Here is a 19,658-nt window from a genome sequence, read left to right as displayed (position 1 = left end):
CACTGCTACGTTTTGTAAGAAACTTATAAAAATCATTGACATTCTCATTTTATTTCATTAAAACTTATATAAAATTTGCTGAATTTTTAATTATTAAAAGTATGACTGAATTTCATTTAAATTCTTTGCATGGAATACAGCGATCGCTAATTAATGAGAATACACGTAAATCTAAAGCTCTAGATTCAACTAATTTTCTAGCCGACTTACAAAGATTAAGTTTAGCAAGTCAGCAGGCTAAAATTCTTATAAAACAAATTAATGACTTTGATGAAAGTTTAGATAGTGATCAAGAAGTTGGTGTAAGGCTAGTTTCTTTTGGGCAATCCATTACATTTCATGTATCTAATATAGGTTACTTTAATCCCAGTTTGATTGTCTTCTTAGGTCTAACAGAAGAAGGTAAACCAATTCAATTAATACAGCACGTTTCACAGATAAGCTTTCTTTTAATGGCATTACCTAAGCTTAATCCTGAAAAACCCAAAAAACGAATTGGTTTTATTCAAGAAAGTAACTAATATTAAATAAATCGGTAGAATCATGAGTCAGTATTGATGAGCCTCTAATAGGGGAGCGAAAAATTTCGGGTTCTCGCACAATTTTTGTGATGGGTGTTAAAGGATTTATTTAATCCTTACAAAGTGATTTGAGAACTATTCAAGAAATTTCTGGTCACAGCGACCTGGGGACGTTGCAGCGTTATCTAGAGGTCACGCCAGAGCAGAAACGACTAGCAAAGGTAGTCATTGGATATTTGATGTGTTGATTGAGACTTCAAATTCAGTAAAAACTTTGGCTTGCTCTAACACCAGTTCCATAGCTAGTGCCTCCATATCGGGGGGATAACCATATTGACGCAGTAGCCTTTTAACTGCCACTTTCATTCGGGAACGGACACTTTCTTTAAGATTCCAGTCGATAGAAGCATTTTTGCGAATGCGATCTACTAGAACGATCGCTAATTCTCGCAGTTTATCAACACCCATCACATCCTGTGCGCTTTGGTTTTGTGACAGCGCATCATAAAAGGCCAGTTCATAGGGTTCTAGTCCCAGTTCTTCACCCCTGGCATTGGCAGCTTTCGTGTCATTTGCCAGTTCCAGCAGTTCTTCTAAAATATCCGTAACGCTGATGACTTGGTTGCGATAGCGGCGTAGGGCATCTTCTAACATTTCCGAAAGTTTACGACTTTGGACAATATTTGTCCGACTGCGGGTTTTAACTTCATCCTTGAGTAGTTTTTGCAGCAGTTCTACCGCGAGGTTTTGGTGTTCCATGCCCCGTACTTCTGCCATAAATTCATCGGAAATGATGGAGATGTCAGGATTTTTAATACCAGCTTCATCAAAGATGTTAATCACTGCATCGGATACCAACGCTTGATCTACGACTTGACGGATGGCGGTTTCGATGTCTTGGTTGCTGAGTCCACTACCATCACCACTTCCTTCTAGTTTTCTGAGGCTGGCTTGGATGGCTTGGAAAAATGAGATGGTTTCTGATGCGGCGATCGCTTGGGGGTGGGGTACGGCGAGAGAATGGGCTTTGGATAGGGCGATAACTTCACTGAGAAATCTATCTTTGATGTTTGGTGCAGCTACGTAGTTAGTGGCATTTTTGAGGATATTGAGTTTTTCGCCAGTGTCAGCATCAAAATAATGCTGATAGGTAAAGCCTGACATGATTTGCTCGACAATTTCCAATTTGGCTAGGAGTAGTCCCACAGCCACTTCTTGATTGATGGTGAGGTCGCCTTTACCGCCACTTTGAGAATAAAAAGATAGGGCTTTTTTGAGTTCGGTGGCCAGTCCCAGATAATCCACAATCAAACCGCCTGTTTTTTCAAAATAGACGCGGTTGATCCGGGCGATCGCTTGCATTAAATTATGACTTTTAAGCGGTTTATCAATATACATCGTGTGCAGACATGGGGCATCAAAGCCTGTGAGCCACATATCGCAGACTATGGCTAATTCTAGGGAGTTTTCGGGGTCTTTGAGGCGTTGGGCGAGGTTTTGACGTTGGGCTTTGCTGGTGTGATGTTTAACTAAATTACCTTCATCAGCAGCAGAGGTAGTAATTACAACTTTGATTTTGCCTAAGTTGAGATCTTCACTGTGCCAATCGGGGCGGAGTTGAATTATGGCATCGTAGAGATTAACGGCGATTTGGCGGCTCATGGTCACAATCATGGCTTTGCCTTTGTTTACCAGTTGCCGTGCCTCAAAGTGAGTCACAATATCTTGGGCAATCTGTTTTATTCTTTTAGTAGAACCAACAATCGCTTCCAGTTTTGTTTGTTTAACTTTGGCTTTTTGGGTAGTGCTAAGTTCTTCAAAGCTCAGGTCTTCGTCTAGTTCATCTAGGAGTTGTCTACCTGCTGCGTCTAAATCAACTTGTACTAAGCGGCTCTCGTAATAAATCGGCACGGTTGCCCCATCTTTGACGGCTTGGGAGATGTCGTAGATGTCGATATATTCACCAAAAATAGCGGGGGTGTTTTTGTCGGTTTGCTCTACGGGTGTACCTGTGAAGCCGACAAAGGTAGCATTGGGCAAGGCTTGTCTAATATATTTTGCAAAGCCGTATTTGGTGCGTTTACCAATCACGTTGCCTTCGGCATCAAGGACATTAACTTGTTTAGCTGTAAAACCATATTGGCTGCGGTGTGCCTCATCAGCCAGGACAATAATATTAGGCCGAGGGCTGATTTGGGGATAGAGGGTTTCGCCATCCGCCGGGGAAAATTTCTGGACGGTGGTAAAAATGATACCGCCTGAGTTGGTGTTGAGCAGTTGGCGGACTTGTTCTCTATCTCCTGCTTGTTGGGGGTCTTGTCTGAGGAGTTGCTGACAACCTGCGAAGGTATCAAATAGTTGATCATCTAAGTCATTGCGATCTGTCAACATGACGATGGTGGGGTTCTGGAGGTTTTGGTTTAAAACCAGTTTTCCTGCCAGAAATACCATTGAAAGGGATTTACCGCTTCCTTGGGTATGCCAAAGTACACCGCCTCTGCGTGCGCCTTCTTGGGATGAGGCATTAATGATAGATTCGACGGCTTTATTAACTGCGTAATATTGATGATATGCGGCGATTTTTTTAATGGTGGTAATGCTAACTATGCCTGTTTTCAGGTCTTCGGTTTTGGACTTTTCAAATACAGTGAAGTGACGAATTAAATCTAGTAAGGTTTGCTTGTTGAGTAGCCCGTTAGTTAAAATTTCTAGTTCGTTAATCTGGTTTTCGCCTGTGGGGTTTTTCCATGTGGAGAAGCGGTTAAACCCAGCCGTAAGTGAACCAGCACGGGCGGATAGTCCATCTGAAATTACTAATAGGGCATTGTAGGTAAATAGGCTAGGGATTCTGCGTTTATAGGTTTGGAGTTGGTTATAGGCGGCGTTAAGATTAGCTTTTTCAGTGGCGGCGTTTTTAAGTTCGATGACGACGAGGGGTAAGCCGTTGATGAACAGCACAATATCGGGGCGGTGGTTATGGTTGTCTTCAATTACTGTAAATTGGTTGACGGCGAGAAATTCGTTATTTTCGGGGTGTTCCCAGTCAATTAATTTAAAAGGTTCGCCTCTGGTTTCACCGTTTTTTTGATATTCAACGGTGATGCCTTCTGTGAGGTATTTATGGAATATTTCGTTGTTGTTGAGTAAGTCGTAACTAGCAATATTAAATATTTCCCGTTGTGCCTGATATTGGGCATCATGGGGAATGGTGGGGTTAATTCTTGATATTGCCTGTAGGAGTCTATCTTTTAAAATTACTTCACCGAAGCTTTCTCGCTCTTGCTTGATGCCTTCTGGTTGGATGTCGTAGCCGTTGCTGTAGCTATAACCAAGATTTTGCAAGAGTTTGAGTTGGTATTGTTCGATTTCGTCTTCGGTGAGGGTAGATTTCATACATCCCAAGGGTTAACTATCTTAATTTGGCAGTCTGCGAAGTCATCAACATTTCGAGTGGCGATTTCTGCGTTATTCGCCAGACAAATAGCAGCAATTTGAGCATCAGCTTGAGAAATAGGTTTACCAATTTTCTTTCTATTTGCGGCGATTTCGGCAAAACATACAGCCGCATTTTGCTCAAAGGCGAGAATCTGTCCTACAAATTCCTCAATAAACATAGCTTGGGCAGTTTCCCTTAAGGCTTGGCTACGTTTACCATCGGGTAAAATGGCGATGCCATAAAGAATTTCGGCTTGGGTAATGCTGGTTATAAATAAGTTTTCTCTTGGCTGTGTAGCAACCCAATTTTTAACCTTCCTTGAGCCTTGGGGCTTCATAAGTTCTGATAATACGTTGGTATCGAGAACTGTTTTCATGTTTCGGAGGCATCAAAGCTAGGGGCTGTTCTCATGGGTTCTCTCGTGATTTCGGGTAGTTCAAAATCACCGAGGTTTGCAAAGCGTTTTTCTATGGCTGCGGCCAGGTTAATTTTAGGTGATAGTTCTGGGGCTAATACACTTTGAAGTATGGCTTTGATTTCGGCTTCGATGGTGTGTCCGTGTTGGGCGGCGCGTTGTTCTAAAAGTTTAGTTATATCTGGTTCTAGCTGGTGAATGGTGATATTAGACATAGAAATTTGGTAAATAGGTTATTTGATTAATTATAATTTCATTTTTATATGATGTCTTCAGTGAAAGATTTTATAGGTTATTCCTTTATGCGGAGTTGACCACTAATTAGTTTAGGTAATAAGGCATCACGAGTTTTAGTTAGAGTTTGGATTTGCTTCTGATTTGAGCTTGTTTTCAAGAATAGAGGACGGCATAAATTTTGGTAACTTTTAATTGTTTTAATATCTGGGATAGACAATTTATAATTTGCAATAACATCATTTGGTATTCTTTGGCGACCAGATGAACCAGTCATATTTTTAACAGCAAAATCTCGAAAATATGCACTACGAGCAAGAGGATAAACATACTCAGGACAACAATTTTGTTTTGCTCTTAAAACTATAAATTCAGTTGAACCAAATGCTACTTCCTCATTATCTAAAATACTTACAAAAGCTGTTTTCCCGTTTTCTAAACAAGGTGTAATTCTTGCTAGTAATGTGTCTTGATTTCTAAATTTACTCCCAGACGTAAATTCTCTAGTCACATAGCCTGTAATCTCCATACTTGAAGTAGATAAAGCTTTCATATCTACATATTTAACAATTTCACCATTTTTAATTGATTCTCTCGGATTTACTGTAATTAATTCTTCCAACTTCCCCACACGCCAACCTTCGGGAATATCGCCTAACTCTGAGGGAATCATCGCCCCACCAGATGATTTATAGGGCTTACCGTCTGCGTTGGGGAACTCGAAATCTATAAACCAATGCTTAAATAGAGTTTGTGCGATCGCCTCTAATGTCTCATTCTGTCGCCTCAGATTTTCGATTTTGGCATCCAGACAAGATAAAACATCAGCAATTCTTTTTTGTTCGACTAGGGGTGGATCTAATATTGGTAAATTGCAAACATCCCCCAGGTTGAAAGTAATTTGTACTGTTGTATTACAGTGACTATTTATATACTGTTGAACTTGGCTAGATTGAAGCCAATATTTCAACCAATTTTTATCTATATTTTTATCAATCGGCAAAACTCCTACAGCACGGGCAACATTCCAGTTTTTATAACGAGAATCAACTATTGCAACCTCACCTACATTTCCTACCAGAGTTATTAAAATTTCATCGCCTTCAAGCCTACTTCTTTTGTACTTTGATTCGATATCGGGAGATATTTTTAATACTTCATCTGTTATAATTCTGCCATTTTTTATATTATTAACTCGAATAATTGGAAGTCCATTTTCATCGTGAAATCCAGGTTGAACTACACCATAACAAATTCCTCTTTTTTGTTTAATGTATTTACTTAATGTATATATATTCCATTCTTCAGGTATTAAACCTATTTCTGTTTCTTTCCACTCACTCATAACTCAACCTTCACCACTATTAACAAACCAATTTTCAACCGTTAAATTATTAATAAACTCAAAATCAGAAACATTATTAGTTACCAAAATTAAATTATTACTGTAAGCAATACTCGCAATTTGACCATCAATAAAAGCAGGAGTTTTGCCCATCTTAGATAATCTAACCCTTTCTTGGGCGTGCCACTGTGCAGCTTTTAAATCATAATTTAGTATTGTCATTTTCAAAGGTATTTGATTAATATACTCCAGCAAAAAATGCCGTTTTTGTGACTCCACCAAACGTAAACAACCAAATAAAAGTTCGTGCATTACAACCGAACTAGTCGCAGTCTCTAGTTGATGCTCAGTAAGTTTTTTAACTACATTAACATTAGGACTTTGACGAGTGGCTTCTGAAATAATATTTGTGTCCAATAAATACTTGATATTCAAAACTCAACATCCCTACCGACAGAGCGATCGCGCAGATCCGCAAAATCTGCATCATCAAAAGTAATATTCTCCTGCTGCATCCTTTCTCTAAATTGTAAAGTCATATCCCAAAAACCCTCAGAGCTTGTTTGTTCTTCCTCTTTTTCTGCTACATCCTCAAGAATAGATGTGATTTCTTCTTCTAAAGTCCGTTGATGACTCTGAGCCAGACGTTTTAGTTTTTCTATAACAATGGGGTTAAGCTGTTTCAAAATAACTTGAGTCATATTCATCTCCTTAAAAATCAACCAACTCATCACTAACAATAAAGCCCACCTTTAACAATTGCTGTTTAATCTCCTCATCTAACAATTGCCCCTCTCGCATTTGCTCACCTAATGCCATTGTAAGCTCACTCATTTTCTCCTCAAAGCTCACCCCATCCTCCACTTCATCAGGAATACCCACATATCGCCCTGGTGTCAACACAAAATTATGCTTCTCAATTTCAGCGATTGATGCAGACTTACAAAAGCCCTTGATATCGCGGTAACTCCCCCCCGACTTCTTCCACTCATGGTAAGTATCAGCAATCTTGCTAATCTCAGCTTCCGTAAAAGTCCGACTACTGCGATTTACCATATAACCCAACTCTGAGGCATCAATAAACAATACCTCACCGTGTCTATCCCTGTTTTTATTCCCGTTCTTATACCGACTGAGAAACCATAAACAAGCAGGAATACCCGTATTGTAAAAAAGCTGCGTTGGCAACATGACAATACAATCCACCAAATCCTTCAACACTAAAGCTTTGCGAATATCTCCCTCACCGCTTGTATTTGACGACAGCGAACCATTCGACAACACAAAACCCGCCGAACCTGTGGGTGCTAAGTGATAAATAAAATGCGATACCCAAGCAAAATTGGCATTCCCAACTGGAGGTACAAGGTCTTTATCCAGCCAGCGTCCATCATTTCGCAATAACTCGCCGCCCCAATCACTATCATTAAAAGGAGGATTAGCAATGACAAAATCCGCTTTTAAGTCCTTGTGAGCATCATTGAGAAATGAACCTTCAGGATTCCACTTAATATTTGAGCCGTCAATCCCCCTAATCGCCAAATTCATCCGACACAATTTATAGGTTGTCTCGTTGCTCTCCTGCCCATAAATTGAGATATCATCCAAACGCCCTTGGTGATTTTTGACAAACTTCTCACTCTGGACAAACATCCCCCCAGAACCACAACAAGGATCAAACACGCGCCCATTGTAAGGCTCTAGAATTTCCACCAATAACCGCACAATACTTTCAGGTGTATAGAACTGCCCCCCCTTCTTGCCTTCGGCTAGAGCAAACTGTCCCAAAAAATATTCATAGACTCGCCCTAAAACATCCTGTGCCTGTGCCTCAGCATCCCCTAATGTAATTGATCCAATTAAGTCAATTAATCCACCCAAAGCTTTTTGGTCTAATTTCTGCTGTCCATACACCTTGGGCAAAATCCCTTTTAACCGGTTGGCATTTTCCTTCTCGATTGCTTCCATAGCCAAGTCAACAGTTTTACCAATATCAGGCTGTTTTGCTTGTGCCTGGAGAGATGGCCACCGTGCCTCAACTGGCACAAAAAACACATTCTCTGCCGAATACTCATGCCGATCCTCTGGATCTGCTCCTGCATAATCCCCTTCACCCGCAATCAGCTTTTGGTGCAATTCCTCAAATGCATCAGAGATATATTTCAGAAAAATTAGCCCTAAGACAATGTGCTTATACTCAGCAGCATCAATATTTTTTCGCAGCTTATCCGCCGTTTTCCATAGTTTCTGCTCAAATGACTCTGAGTTATTCTGCTTTGCTGCTACTTCTGCCATCTTATCCCTAGTTTTTTCAAACAAACCTAAACCAGCCAAAATTATCGTTTTCGTTCATTATCAGTAAATCACAAACTTTTGGAAATGACGTAAAAACAAGGGGGTTCAGACCACATCGACAATTTTTATAAAGTCTACTGCTGAAATTACCGTCTTAGTTAGAACTTCTTTTCTTCTGATACACTTCAAGAAACTGGAAACTAAAACCGAGCCGGTTGACCAAAGATCATCGTATCTTCTAGGAACGAAAGCCAGTGTCAACTTCTGACAAACAATGCCGCATTATCGCCCTGTTTAACCAAGCGGGTGGTGTCGCCAAATCGACACTGACCCAAAATTTGGGATATCACTTAGCAAAACGAAAACATCGCGTTCTCCTCATTGACCTAGACCCCCAAGCAAGCTTGACCAAATTCATGGGGTTAGTGCCATCTCAGTTACAAAAAACCGTTGCTGATGCCATTATCGATGAGCAGCCCTTACCAATTCATGAGGGCATTCACGGCATGGACTTGGTTCCAGCAAGCCGAGTCCTAAGTGGAGCCGAAATGCAGTTAGTCAGTGCTGCGATGCGCGAGTTGCGCCTTAAGGAAGCCGTTGAATCTGTTCTAAATGAATACGACTTCATTCTTATAGATTGTCCCCCCAGCTTAGGATTGCTTTCCTATATCGCCTTAGTCGCGGCCACACACGTACTCGTCCCCGTTGAAACCCATATAAAAGCCTTTGAGGGAACGGACGAACTCTTACAAACTATTACCCACGTAAAAAATAAAGCTAACCGCAAAATCACTATAGCCGGGTTTGTCCCTACGCGGTATGCTCAACAGAACTCAGCCGATAAACGCGCATTGGCAGCCATCCAAGAGCAACTTTCCGCTTGGGGTCGTATTTTCCCACCCATCCCCAGAGCTACCGCTTTTGTCGATGCGTCAGAAGAACGTGCGCCCCTAGCAGTATTTGACCCGAAACATCCTGTAGTCACTATTCTTGAAGAAATCGCCAAGGCTTTGGAGGCTTTATGATCCGACGCAAACAAACAGACAAACCCTTTGGGGGTCAAATTACAACTCCACCCCCTGCACCTTGGTTATCCTCACCAGATGGCGAGTTGCCTTATGCTACTGAAACTACTATCAAACTTTCAGATATAGTTCTGCCCCAACACCAGCCCCGACGATACTTCGACCCACAAGCATTAAAAGAATTAGTTGAGTCAGTTAAACAGCATGGCATTCTCCAACCTCTGTTAGTGCGTCCACTAGGTGGAGGGAAATATGAATTAGTAGCAGGAGAAAGACGTTATCGGGCAGGGCAGTCAGCTTTGCTTGAAGTCGCGCCTGTGGTTGTGCGTGAGCTATCAGATGACCAAGCGTTTCAGTTGGCTTTGATTGAAAACCTACAACGAGAAGACCTTAACCCTGTTGAAGAAACTGAAGGGATCTTGCACCTGTTGGCAATCCGGCTGCATTGCGATGTAGAAGCCGTCAAATCCTTGCTGTATCGAATGAAAAACGCTCACAGCAAGGGGGAACAGCCGTCAAAATCCTCATTAAATGAATCTAGGAAAAACGTTTTTCCTAACTCAGATAATCCACAAACTGAGGACAACATTTCTGACCAGTTAGCCGAGAAAAATGAATCTAGTAAAAACGTTTTTCCTAACTCAGATAATCCACAATCTGAGGACAACGTTTCTGACCATTTAGCCGAGAAAAATGAATCTAGTAAAAACGTTTCTCCTAACCTAGATGAAGAACAATCAAACACGGTACAACAGGTGTTTGAGAGTTTGGGACTCATGAATTGGCTATCGTTCATTACCACACGCTTACCGTTGCTCAATCTGCCCGAAGAAATTTTAATAGCACTGCGAGAAGGGAAACTGGAATACACCAAAGCACAAGTCTTGGCGCGGGTAAGAAATAATGAAATCCGAAAAAAACTTTTATCCGAAGCGATAGCATCGGATTGGTCTTTAAGCCAAATCAAAGAAAAAATCACAGATTGGACTGATGATGAACAAACATCCTCATCTAAAACAACTAACCAAATACCAGACCGCCTCCAAAATATCACCCAGCGCATTAAAAAGCGTCAGCTTTGGAAAGAACCTAGAAAGCAAAAGCAGCTAGTAAACCTTTTAAACAAGCTCGAAGCCTTACTAGGGGATGAGTGACTTTAGGTAAATTGTCAGGTAATCTCTACGAAGAGAGTTTTTAACCTGTGATTCATGCTGTAGCACTGGGTTAGGTGGGTTTAGGTCACTGGGGTTAAGTTAATCGATGTTTTGTGTGAGTGAAAAGTTTAGATAAGTCTTTTTGAAAATCCTCTGTCCAGTCCTCATATAGCAAATCTAATAGTTTTCTATATATTATTTCTAAATTTTCGTTGACATCTTCTAAAGATTTACCTAAAGCGTAAACTCTAGGTTTTTTATCTTCTTTATCAAATCTTTCATCATAAATTATGAGTGGGTAACATGAGTTAGTTTGGTCTACTAAAACAAAACCTGTTTCTTCGGCAAGTGGGTATAGTTCAAGGAAATCGGGGCAACTATATAATTCTTTTTTGTGAAATGCTTCAATTAATTTAGTCATTTCTTGCGATATCCAATCATAGTTTCTTTCTTGGTTATTACCAAGTATATTTTGAGCTATTGAATAACAAATTACGTAGCGGTAAAAAATAGGGTATCCTGATTGTCCTATAACATTTTTCTCTTGAGCCAAAAACCACTCAGGGCGTGTACAAATCTCTAATTTACGTGGCATATATTTTTCTGGAAACTACCTATTCATAGTTCCCAGAAAAGGAAATGAAATAGCTACAGTGAAAATTTATTATCGTATTGTTTATTTAGTCTAATTTTATACTTAAACACTATTTAGACAAGTGTAGTAGCATAGGAGGTTTTAACATTTAGGGGAAAATCCCTAAATGAGGTTTTTACCCAATATTGGGTAAATCTCTTTAATCAACAAATAACTCATGCTATTTTTAACTATCCCTGTATTTCATAAGGATTATGAACAAAGAAACGATTCTGTTTACTATGTTTGCTGTGGTTTTTGTGGTTCTAGCTATGCGTAGCGTGATAGATACCCAAGCCCAATCTGTGTTACTTGAGTATTCAAAGCTATTTCTAGCAGGGTATTTGGGTTACTTGCTCAAATAAAAAATGTCTCCAGATAGTTTGAATAACTGAAGACTTGTAAAATTGAAATCTGTCCAAAGGTTACACTAGATATCTCAAATAGACAACCTTTAACTGAAGGTTGTCTATTCTGATTGATAGACAATTCTAATTGTTCTATTTGCCCTGACTTGGGTAGAGCTTGAGCCACTCCGTAACCCTGATAATTTTGGGGCAAGGATTACTTGGGGGCTTGACCATCAAGCTTGACATTGGGTTTTACTTAGCGGCGATCGCCGCATACGTTTTATCTGTGGGGTTTAAACTTGGTGGTTGATTTTTAGGTGGTTGGGTAGCTGGGAAGGTTGGCAAGGTTGGGTCAACTTGGCGGTGGTCTAGCTGACAGCCATCTATTTTTCTTAACTTGACACCAATGGGGTGCATTCCAGGATTTAAGAACTCGTGGCTCGGAGTCGGCAAAGCGGAGTGGCTCTTGCGGGCTTTTTGGATTTAGTTGGCCCAACCAGTAATCTTTCTGCCCGTAAGAGCCACCGACTCCGAGAGCGTAGCGGTCACGAGTTCGTCGGTTCAACACGGCTACTGACGGGTCTACTCCAAAAATCGCATTCAATTCTTGTGATTAAACCTGACCTAGAAATTATCTTCAGTACACTGTTGTCTGCCTAGACACAATAAGAATACTTGATACAAAAATGAGTATTGCGGGTAGCAATAGGGAGTATTTAGGCGGAGAATTTCTGTTTTGCTTCAAACGGACGCTCACACCTTTTGGATCAAAAATGAGTAGTTGCGCGTCATCTAAAGCCAAATTATTGCTTAGAAACACATTTTGAGCAAAACTCTACTTTTTCATATTACTTTATACTACATTTGTAACCAAAAAGCTGCACTCCACTTTTTAGTTACACCAAAGCTTGCTATAAACACCACTTCTTACATAGGCTTTATGTAGTTTAGCAGTATTGAAATAGTAGTTCTAAATACCTTACCCAAGTGGTAGCTGTTGGGTAGCTCAACTGGTGACACACAGCTACCAGTTGAGTAGTAAAAAAGCGAGTTGTTGAAAATTTGATCATTCCCCAACTGGTAGCTATAGAGTAGCCCTACTGCTACCAGTTGAGCATAAGACATTTATTGAAAAATTCTGGCGTAATGCTTACTGACAATGACTTACAGCCAATGAAAATCGCCTGTTTCATTCTCAATAACTTCAAAATTATTGAGAATACATAATACACTTGTGTTGCAATTGTACTTCAATAATTCTTTCTAGAGCTTAACCCAGCCCACTTAACATCCAATTTTTTTTCTTCATACCTGAATAGAAATTGTTCCTTTTACAATCTCCACGCTTGTCAATAGAGATGAAACTTGTTTTAAGTAGTGAAATTGTCTGATTAATCACAGTTACAAATAGCAGACATTTTGCACCTAAAACCCCTATTTATATACAAAATGTCTGCTATTTTGCACAGCTTATACACGCTTCTAACTGTTATAGCTGTCAAGGAACTTTGACTATTCACTACAAAATGTCTGCTATTTTGCACATCGCTTTTTTGAAAAATTGGTGTCTAATACATACACCAAATACCCTTTAGCCATTTTTATCAAACTGGCTCATTCTCAATAACTCTAAAATTATTGAGAATATATAATACGTTTGTGTTGCAACTGTACTTCAAAAATCCCGCTTAATCGATCAACTTCTTCAGTAAGTGAATCTAAAATTTCTCCTGTGAGTTCAGGAGCCATTCTATATATTTAGCGTTAACTGAAACAAAAACTCGTCTAACGCAACAACTACACTAAACACTCGTAACCCCGCAAACTTAGTGTAGTTTAACCGTAGTAAATCAGTCTCATCCGACACTAATATTTTTGGCCGTCCAAAAGGACAGAAACAGTGGTTTTTTGTCCTTTTGGCCGTCCAGTAAGCGCCAACCTTACTCAATTGTCATGCTCTGCTGACAAATGCCCACCTGTCAACGGACGGCCAAAAGGACAAAAATGACCAGTTCTTGTCCTTTTGGCCGTCCAGTGTTTTGGAAAAAAATCTTCTGTAACTTATATCCCGTCTAAATTACAGCCACTTTTTTGCGCTATTTTTATTGTCAATAAGACCCCATCTTATTGACAATGCGTAATCATGATATGTTGCAATTGTGTTTCAAAAATTCTTTCTTGAACTTAACCCACGAGTCAGGTGTACGCGGGAGCATGGCTCACAGACTAAAACCACGATCCTGCTGTCTGCGCTTTTGTTGCTCCTCTAACAGAAGAGCTTCTAGTTCCTGACTCCAATCAGGAGTAAAAGTTGTCACTTTTTTACTGTGAGGCAACAATTCTAATACTGCACTAGCAGTAGAATTTCCTTGTGAATCATTATTAAACATCAGGAAAACTTTATCAGTATCTTTGAGAAATTCCATAGGTAGGTTATTCGGGTCATCAGCTACCATAAACATCGTTCTAGTTGGCGGTAGCCCAAGCCATTTGTGCATCAGGAAAGTGGCTGCTGACATCGCATCAATTGGTGTAGAACACAAAAAGACGTTTTCTACCTTGTCCGTTGGTTGCCCTCCCAATCTCAGATAAAACCAACCTTTTTGTGTAGAGGTGTTTTGGTCGTATTCCACAGTGCGATGATTTTCTCTAGGCTTTGACCAAACTAATGCGCCAGTTTTTTCACCATCTAAATCACGCTTGATAAACAAAATTTTTCGTTGCTCATCCATGTAAAGCAACTGATTATTATGTAATCCTTGCGAAATATAATCTGGTATGTAGCGTTTCTCGCTTAAGTACTTGTGCAACACTTGCCAAACAACTGTATCCTCTGGTGGTGGAGTGAACTGAGGCTGTTGTTGTTTGTGTTCAATAAGAAGAAGAAACTTTTCTAACTGCTCAATTGGGAGTGGTTTAGCAGGAATCACCAGAATTTGATTAATGCGCTCATCATCACGTTCTGGTTGGTAGTCAATTTCCTTATGTTTTTGTAAACCTGGGAAGGTGTAGGCAGGCCCCAAGGAAGTACCGCTAAATTTCTGGTCATTCCATGAGTAAGAGATGCCTTTACTTTTACCGTTGCGTGTTAGCCCATGACGCATCTCAATACCCAACAGTTGCAATCGTTCCATCAGTTGGGGCATAGTCGGTTTATCTACTGTGGCACGGTCGATTAGTTCAATTAGTTGGGTTTTGATAGGCTGTTGTGGCGGCGTGTTTCTCTCACCCTGCTCGTATTCTAGTTGCTCTCTTTCAACTCGTCGCTGTTGCCCTACGCTGGGGGCGCGGTTCAGTTTATCCTTGCTATTGAGGGTCTGCTGTAACCCATATTCTAGTTCTAGCTGTCGAATGATTTTTTCAGAGCGCACATACTCCCAGCTATCACGGGTAATCTTGCCGTCATCCAAACTGATTCTGCTGGCGCAAATGTGTATATGGTCGTGGTTGCGATCGCTGTGGCGATAGATAGCATATTGGTTAGCTGTGTAACCCATTGCATTCATGTACTTGTCGGCAACCTCGCACCAAGTATCATTGTCTAGCTGTTCGCCTGGGCTTAGTGAAAGCGAAACATGGTGAACTACTTTTTCTGCTTCTGGATTAAGTTGTCGAGACAGTCGGAATTCTCTGGCTAATTCTCTGGTATTTGTGCCAAACATATTGCCGCCAATTAAGGATGACTCCTCTTTGTTTTCAAGATAGTCAAGGAGTCCGCGAAAGCTTTTACCTTTGGTTTGGTTGCCAATCATTTTTACTCCCAGTCTTCCGAATCACCATCATCTTCTATGTCATCATCATCAGTAATTTCAGTTTCGATTTGGGACAGTTCCCGACCAATTTGTTGTAAGAGTTCTTGTAGCTGTTTTAGTTGTTCTGGATCTGCGGGTGGTCGCAGTCCCATTTTAATAGCTGTGTTAGTAGCTCTGGTGAGTTGGTTAATATTGCTGCCGATGCGTACTAATTCTCTATAAGTAGCTAGGGTTATTTTGCTCAGTCGTTTGGGCAGTGGTTTTAGTAAAACACTGCGTCTAGTTAATTCAGCTATGCTTAGTCCCGCGTCTTGTGCTTTGAGCTTAATCATCTCGTGTTCGATTGCGTTGACACGAGCTTCCAATGTTTTAGTACGAAGCAGGTTTTTTGACAGTTTCGGGCGCATAACTGTGGGAGGTATGAGAGGGGGTATCCAAAGGGGGAAACTTCCCACTTTGGCAAGCCTGTCGTCCGAGCGTAGCGAGGTTTGCCGTAGGCAAAAGGCACGGCTTGCTTCTAGCCCAAATACGGGGGGAGATGGAGGTGTCTGATACTACTGCTGTACGGAGGTCAGAGCAGGGGGCTGAAGGCGGGAGTACAACGGCGTAGCCGTGATGCTGACTATCCTACAATCTACAGAGGGAGATAGCAACGGCGTAGCCGGAATTTGAATCAAATCAAGCAGGAGATAAATTCTGGTTCGGCGTAGCCGCTACAGAGTGGGTACAAATGGCGTAGCCACTATATGAAAATTCTCTGATTCAGCGTAGCTGCCACACAATGTAATAGTCCGGCGTAGCCGCAATACTAAAAAATAATTCAGCGTAGCTGTTTTAAGTAAGATTCTCTGATTCAGCGTAGCTGTAATAGCCAGATTTTTTAGCATTAGCTTGAATAAGAAGACCAGCGAAGCTACCACACTAAAAAATACTTTGGCATAGCCGTCAAACTGAAAGCGCGATTCAGCGTAGCTGCAATCGTCAATTTTTTTTAGGATTTTGAATCAGATTTTTTCAAATAGCCGATAATTATCAGTTAATCGGTATTTATGAGATAACCATGAGTGAGCATCAGAATTCAGAAGTAATCACGAAAGAGAAGATTGATAAGGCCATCAATTTGCTGAAGAAGCAAAAGCCAAAAGAACGAGAAGATGTATCGGACAAAGAGGCCATCAGGAAAATGAGACGGTACATTGAGAAGCTGACCTCTAATAAGTACGGCTACAGTTATGATGAAGTATCGGAGATGCTGAAGGGTTTGGGTATTAATTTGGCTGGCAGCAGAATCAAATATTTAATCGGTGAGTTGAAGAAAAGCACTCATCGCCATCAAAAGACCGACTCAAGGGGCAACAGTAGTACTTTATCAAATCCGGCTACTGAAACTCAGCTAACGGTGGGAAATACTGCGATTGAAAATACTGCGATTGAAACTGAGTCAGCAGTGGTAAATACTACGTCAGATCAAGGTAGTAGTGAACCGGATAAATCAACAGTAAATAGTGCAAAGGGCAAGAGAAAAAGTAAACAGCCAGCACCGCAGCAGCAACAGGCTGAATCAAACCTAGAGGGTGAATTAAACAACCCTGCCTTTCAACCAAAACTTTACAGTGCTGAAGATTTATAAACTGGTTGAATTATGAGTCAAACTTACCCGATTAATGGAGAAAGAGCAGCACTGAATAAAAGAATAGTAGTGTGTACTGGAGAAAAGGGAGGCACAGGTAAAAGTATTGTGGCTAGGTTTCTATTAGATATGTACTTGGCCAACTTGATTCATGTTGTAGCGTATGACTGCGACTCTAACAATCCACAACTTTGGAGACACTATAACAGAGTTGTAAATGGAGGGGTCAAAACAATCAAATTTAATCAACATGGGTTCAACGAGATTTTCAAGAATGATTTACAGCAATTAAGTCCTACTGTAGCTTTAATGGATCTGCCGTCTGGAGTGGGAGATTATTTTAAGGATTTTGTTCAAGATGTGCAATCGTCAAGCTTGGGCTATCGCATTACTATGGTATCGGTACTAGGCAGAGTCAAAGACAGCGTAATTCAACTCAAACGATTAATAGAAGCTTGTGGTAATCAGGTTGATTATGTAGTGGTGAGAAATTTGTATTGGGGTGAAGCCGAAAAAGCGTTCATCAAGTACAACTCATCTAAAACCAGACAATCTGTATTGGAGTTAGGAGCAATAGAGGTAGATTTTCATCCGATTGTAGATAGAGTTATCGATAGAATTGATTCACTTGACGCAGGCTTTACAGAAGCAGTGAACTATGAAGGAATAGAGATTTCCGTTATGGGCAGGTTAACTGCATGGATTACTAGAAATGAACCGGAGTTGATTAAAGCTGGCTTATTTTTAAGGCTTGAAGGCGCAAAATCCAGAAATTCTCAAACCCTAAAGCAAGTAATAATTTAAGGGATTTGAATGTAAATTAATTAACCGCTTAACTCCGGTAAAATCTCTCTCAAGAGCAGCGTAACGCTAGAGCAACTCAGAAGCATTCATAAGCAGATACACAAAAGTGTTATTGGTAGGAGAAATACAACATGGGCGAGGCCAAACGGCGGAAAACGTTAGATCCTAATTATGGAAGAGTTCGTCAGTCTCCCAAAAACAATGTACAAAATGATATATCGCCTCTAGTAAATGCCTTAATTAATTTACCTAACAATTTATGTTGGGAGCTTTTTACTGCGGGAAACTCTAGCGATTGGTTGGGAGATGAAATCGAGATTCCCATAGACAAAGATACCCAATCAATTATCTCAAGATTGTTCTGCCAGGATCACCTCAGCCCGATTGATGCACAAACTGTTGAAAATATATCTACTGTCTGTTCAGTTCAGAGGCAGAATAATCATGAGATTTGGTGCGACTTATATCGCATAGTTTGTCTTGTGGATGAGGAAATTCTCCTCAAAGTTCTAAAAAATAAATCTCTAGAAGAAACAGACTACTCACTGCGCTCAATGATTCTGTTTGAAATGGCTTGCCCATGTATTCTCGATGACGACGAGGAGTTTTGGTCGGATGACACCTCCCCAACCCCCACAGAGATTTCAAACTTTTTATTCGAGCGCCTGTCCAAAGAGAAATACAGTAATACTGAGGTACAACAATTGAAAGCGTTTTGCTCTCGTGTCGGGTCGCTATTTTCTCGAAAGTGGGCAGAACACTGGTTTGAACAAGATTTAGAAGCTGACTTTGAAAACGAACTTTAGTGAGCTTTGAAGTTATTTTTCTTCTGTTGACAGATGACAGTTGCTTTACGGCTTTAATACATCAGGCTGGCTGGCTTTAAATCCATTACTGGGGGTTAATGGGTTCATGACCATTTACCTGTGTGATTGACCTGTATGGATCGTCCAGTAAATTTGTTTATCTATTTAATTACCGTTAGTGGACGGAACCGAAAACAGGCATTTTGGACGAATGGTAGTCCTAACTATCACATTATTAAGCTTGTCTGCACTGGGAAATGGTACGAAAGTCGCAATTATTCCATGAGGCAACCCCTGCTGTAGGTAAAGGCTACAACTGGCGCAGTATTTTGATAGATTTACAGTTAAAGATTCCGGTTAAGCCTGGGCTGCATCCCTAGACAGCCAGTTTTGGAAGATTTTATCTCGCCCATCGTCACCGTCAACCACACGATAAACTCGCTGGCGTTCGCCCGTGCCATCTCGACAGATGTATTTCAATTTCAGCCCTATCTTCTTGAGCAATCGCCGTAAGATAACGATGGGGCTGTCATTGTCATTGAGGGTAATTCCCAAAACGGTTTTGACTTGCCACTTCACAGATAGGGCATTGTTAGCCATCTGTACTAGGTCGGCATCAGTCCCCCGGAATTCGCGGTCATCGGCAATGAAATTGGGGATGTTGAACAGTTCCAAGGCATGAATTACTAAACCCAATTGACCACCGTTAAAGTCTGGTAGCCATGCGCTCTTACAGGCAAGCATCTTTTCACCCAGTTTGCGATCGCGGTCAGCGACTTTCGCTCTGCCCAAGGTCAGGTAAAAATGCAGCCTCAGTTGTGGGTAATAACCTTGATCATCTTTTTTGATCAGTTCTGGGGTAACATCCACACCGTAACGTTGCTCTAGCTTATATTTGCGCTCAATGTGGCGTTCAGTTGTGGTTTTAGCCCGTTGCTGTTGTAGCGCCTCATATTTGGCAGCAGTCATATCAGTTGTATCGGCAGCAGAAATATCCTGACATTCGCCGTTGTAAACTTCATTTGTTTGGGCTGTGATTTCGTTGTTTAACTTTTTGCGAATTTTGTTGTCATGGACATCGACAATGTTATGACCTTCGTTACCTAATTCCTCTAGTACAGTGTCGCGGTAATGAATCATACCCGCATTGATGCGACAGGCCATTTTGCCAAAAACGTTTAAGGCAGTGCGGTTAATGTTGATTTCATCGCCGTCAATGATCAATGAAGCATTTTGTAGCAGCTTCAAGTTAGCTTG

19 protein-coding genes and 1 pseudogene are annotated in these 19,658 nt (G+C 40.8%); 8 read left to right on the top strand and 12 right to left on the bottom strand.

What is annotated here, in order from left to right; translation table 11 throughout:
• Positions 1-101 precede the first annotated feature (101 nt).
• Positions 102-521, top strand: a complete 420-nt coding sequence (locus IQ274_RS28425; protein ID WP_194144187.1) for a DUF6173 family protein — start codon at positions 102-104, stop codon at positions 519-521.
• Between the two features lie 225 nt (positions 522-746).
• On the opposite strand, the gene IQ274_RS28420 is transcribed toward IQ274_RS28425, so the two are convergent.
• The 7 genes from IQ274_RS28420 to IQ274_RS28390 form a co-directional block, all read right to left on the bottom strand.
• On the bottom strand, positions 747-3,914 hold the full coding sequence (locus IQ274_RS28420) for a type I restriction endonuclease subunit R (protein WP_194144186.1): 3,168 nt from the start codon (positions 3,912-3,914) through the stop codon (positions 747-749).
• Positions 3,911-4,333, bottom strand: coding sequence for a type II toxin-antitoxin system VapC family toxin (locus tag IQ274_RS28415; RefSeq protein ID WP_194144185.1), 423 nt, complete (start codon positions 4,331-4,333; stop codon positions 3,911-3,913). Before IQ274_RS28415 ends, IQ274_RS28420 begins: the two co-directional genes overlap by 4 nt.
• Positions 4,330-4,587 carry a FitA-like ribbon-helix-helix domain-containing protein gene (locus IQ274_RS28410; RefSeq protein WP_194144184.1) on the bottom strand — a complete coding sequence of 86 codons (258 nt, stop codon included), beginning with the start codon at positions 4,585-4,587 and terminating at the stop codon, positions 4,330-4,332. The genes IQ274_RS28415 and IQ274_RS28410 overlap by 4 nt, the downstream gene beginning before the upstream one ends.
• 77 nt (positions 4,588-4,664) lie before the next feature.
• A complete protein-coding gene (locus IQ274_RS28405) occupies positions 4,665-5,951 on the bottom strand; it encodes a restriction endonuclease subunit S (RefSeq protein ID WP_194144183.1) in 1,287 nt (428 codons plus the stop codon).
• Between the two features lie 3 nt (positions 5,952-5,954).
• Positions 5,955-6,386, bottom strand: a complete 432-nt coding sequence (locus IQ274_RS28400; RefSeq protein WP_194144182.1) for a type II toxin-antitoxin system VapC family toxin — start codon at positions 6,384-6,386, stop codon at positions 5,955-5,957.
• Positions 6,383-6,652 carry a hypothetical protein gene (locus IQ274_RS28395; protein ID WP_228058412.1) on the bottom strand — a complete coding sequence of 90 codons (270 nt, stop codon included), beginning with the start codon at positions 6,650-6,652 and terminating at the stop codon, positions 6,383-6,385. The genes IQ274_RS28400 and IQ274_RS28395 overlap by 4 nt, the downstream gene beginning before the upstream one ends.
• A gap of 10 nt (positions 6,653-6,662) precedes the next feature.
• The gene (locus IQ274_RS28390; RefSeq protein WP_194144181.1) at positions 6,663-8,246 is read right to left on the bottom strand and encodes a type I restriction-modification system subunit M; all 1,584 of its coding nucleotides are present in this window, start codon (positions 8,244-8,246) and stop codon (positions 6,663-6,665) included.
• A gap of 254 nt (positions 8,247-8,500) precedes the next feature.
• Between IQ274_RS28390 and IQ274_RS28385 the strand changes: the two genes are divergently transcribed.
• A complete protein-coding gene (locus IQ274_RS28385; protein ID WP_194144180.1) occupies positions 8,501-9,271 on the top strand; it encodes a ParA family protein in 771 nt (256 codons plus the stop codon).
• Entirely contained in the window at positions 9,268-10,425 is a 1,158-nt protein-coding gene (locus tag IQ274_RS28380) for a ParB/RepB/Spo0J family partition protein (RefSeq protein ID WP_228058411.1), read from the top strand. The genes IQ274_RS28385 and IQ274_RS28380 overlap by 4 nt, the downstream gene beginning before the upstream one ends.
• A 94-nt stretch (positions 10,426-10,519) precedes the next feature.
• Here the strand turns inward: IQ274_RS28380 and IQ274_RS28375 are convergent, their stop codons facing one another.
• The gene (locus IQ274_RS28375; RefSeq protein WP_194144179.1) at positions 10,520-11,020 is read right to left on the bottom strand and encodes a hypothetical protein; all 501 of its coding nucleotides are present in this window, start codon (positions 11,018-11,020) and stop codon (positions 10,520-10,522) included.
• Positions 11,021-11,274: 254 nt separating this feature from the next.
• Here IQ274_RS28375 and IQ274_RS28370 point away from each other — a divergent pair, with 254 nt between their 5' ends.
• Positions 11,275-11,424 carry a hypothetical protein gene (locus tag IQ274_RS28370; protein WP_194144178.1) on the top strand — a complete coding sequence of 50 codons (150 nt, stop codon included), beginning with the start codon at positions 11,275-11,277 and terminating at the stop codon, positions 11,422-11,424.
• Positions 11,425-11,661: 237 nt separating this feature from the next.
• On the opposite strand, the gene IQ274_RS28365 is transcribed toward IQ274_RS28370, so the two are convergent.
• Entirely contained in the window at positions 11,662-11,862 is a 201-nt protein-coding gene (locus IQ274_RS28365; RefSeq protein ID WP_194144177.1) for a hypothetical protein, read from the bottom strand.
• Positions 11,863-11,868: 6 nt separating this feature from the next.
• On the opposite strand from IQ274_RS28365, the gene IQ274_RS28360 reads away from it, so the two are divergent.
• Complete coding sequence (locus tag IQ274_RS28360; protein WP_228058410.1) at positions 11,869-12,069, top strand: hypothetical protein; 201 nt, start codon at positions 11,869-11,871, stop codon at positions 12,067-12,069.
• A 1,559-nt stretch (positions 12,070-13,628) separates the two neighbouring features.
• Here the strand turns inward: IQ274_RS28360 and IQ274_RS36810 are convergent.
• Both IQ274_RS36810 and IQ274_RS28350 read right to left on the bottom strand, forming a co-directional pair.
• Complete coding sequence (locus IQ274_RS36810; protein WP_228058409.1) at positions 13,629-15,161, bottom strand: relaxase/mobilization nuclease domain-containing protein; 1,533 nt, start codon at positions 15,159-15,161, stop codon at positions 13,629-13,631.
• A gap of 2 nt (positions 15,162-15,163) precedes the next feature.
• Positions 15,164-15,568 carry a plasmid mobilization protein gene (locus tag IQ274_RS28350; RefSeq protein WP_228058408.1) on the bottom strand — a complete coding sequence of 135 codons (405 nt, stop codon included), beginning with the start codon at positions 15,566-15,568 and terminating at the stop codon, positions 15,164-15,166.
• A gap of 653 nt (positions 15,569-16,221) precedes the next feature.
• Here IQ274_RS28350 and IQ274_RS28345 point away from each other — a divergent pair.
• The 3 genes from IQ274_RS28345 to IQ274_RS28335 all read left to right on the top strand — a co-directional run bounded on the left by IQ274_RS28345 (position 16,222) and on the right by IQ274_RS28335 (position 18,401).
• Positions 16,222-16,791 carry a hypothetical protein gene (locus IQ274_RS28345; protein WP_194144175.1) on the top strand — a complete coding sequence of 190 codons (570 nt, stop codon included), beginning with the start codon at positions 16,222-16,224 and terminating at the stop codon, positions 16,789-16,791.
• 12 nt (positions 16,792-16,803) lie between these two features.
• The gene (locus IQ274_RS28340) at positions 16,804-17,595 is read left to right on the top strand and encodes a hypothetical protein (protein ID WP_194144174.1); all 792 of its coding nucleotides are present in this window, start codon (positions 16,804-16,806) and stop codon (positions 17,593-17,595) included.
• 131 nt (positions 17,596-17,726) lie between these two features.
• Positions 17,727-18,401, top strand: a complete 675-nt coding sequence (locus tag IQ274_RS28335) for a hypothetical protein (protein WP_194144173.1) — start codon at positions 17,727-17,729, stop codon at positions 18,399-18,401.
• A gap of 357 nt (positions 18,402-18,758) precedes the next feature.
• On the opposite strand, the pseudogene IQ274_RS28330 reads toward IQ274_RS28335, so the two are convergent.
• Positions 18,759-19,658, bottom strand: a pseudogene (locus IQ274_RS28330) (DUF3854 domain-containing protein); the annotation flags it as partial.

It is taken from the genome of Nostoc sp. LEGE 12447, assembly GCF_015206985.1.
Lineage (GTDB): Bacteria > Cyanobacteriota > Cyanobacteriia > Cyanobacteriales > Nostocaceae > Nostoc.
Note: the sequence above shows the minus strand (reverse complement) of the source record. Positions and strands in the feature narration are given on the sequence as shown.

Excerpts from the sequence above, each read along its gene's own strand:
- IQ274_RS36810 (WP_228058409.1), bottom strand. The coding sequence starts at position 15,161 with ATGATTGGCAACCAAACCAAAGGTAAAAGCTTTCGCGGACTCCTTGAC.
- IQ274_RS28375 (WP_194144179.1), bottom strand. The coding sequence starts at position 11,020 with ATGCCACGTAAATTAGAGATTTGTACACGCCCTGAGTGGTTTTTGGCT.
- IQ274_RS28340 (WP_194144174.1), top strand. The coding sequence starts at position 16,804 with ATGAGTCAAACTTACCCGATTAATGGAGAAAGAGCAGCACTGAATAAA.
- IQ274_RS28395 (WP_228058412.1), bottom strand. The coding sequence starts at position 6,652 with ATGACTCAAGTTATTTTGAAACAGCTTAACCCCATTGTTATAGAAAAA.
- IQ274_RS28390 (WP_194144181.1), bottom strand. The coding sequence starts at position 8,246 with ATGGCAGAAGTAGCAGCAAAGCAGAATAACTCAGAGTCATTTGAGCAG.
- IQ274_RS28420 (WP_194144186.1), bottom strand. The coding sequence starts at position 3,914 with ATGAAATCTACCCTCACCGAAGACGAAATCGAACAATACCAACTCAAA.
- IQ274_RS28410 (WP_194144184.1), bottom strand. The coding sequence starts at position 4,587 with ATGTCTAATATCACCATTCACCAGCTAGAACCAGATATAACTAAACTT.
- IQ274_RS28405 (WP_194144183.1), bottom strand. The coding sequence starts at position 5,951 with ATGAGTGAGTGGAAAGAAACAGAAATAGGTTTAATACCTGAAGAATGG.
- IQ274_RS28380 (WP_228058411.1), top strand. The coding sequence starts at position 9,268 with ATGATCCGACGCAAACAAACAGACAAACCCTTTGGGGGTCAAATTACA.
- IQ274_RS28370 (WP_194144178.1), top strand. The coding sequence starts at position 11,275 with ATGAACAAAGAAACGATTCTGTTTACTATGTTTGCTGTGGTTTTTGTG.
- IQ274_RS28345 (WP_194144175.1), top strand. The coding sequence starts at position 16,222 with ATGAGTGAGCATCAGAATTCAGAAGTAATCACGAAAGAGAAGATTGAT.
- IQ274_RS28415 (WP_194144185.1), bottom strand. The coding sequence starts at position 4,333 with ATGAAAACAGTTCTCGATACCAACGTATTATCAGAACTTATGAAGCCC.
- IQ274_RS28335 (WP_194144173.1), top strand. The coding sequence starts at position 17,727 with ATGGGCGAGGCCAAACGGCGGAAAACGTTAGATCCTAATTATGGAAGA.
- IQ274_RS28350 (WP_228058408.1), bottom strand. The coding sequence starts at position 15,568 with ATGCGCCCGAAACTGTCAAAAAACCTGCTTCGTACTAAAACATTGGAA.
- IQ274_RS28425 (WP_194144187.1), top strand. The coding sequence starts at position 102 with ATGACTGAATTTCATTTAAATTCTTTGCATGGAATACAGCGATCGCTA.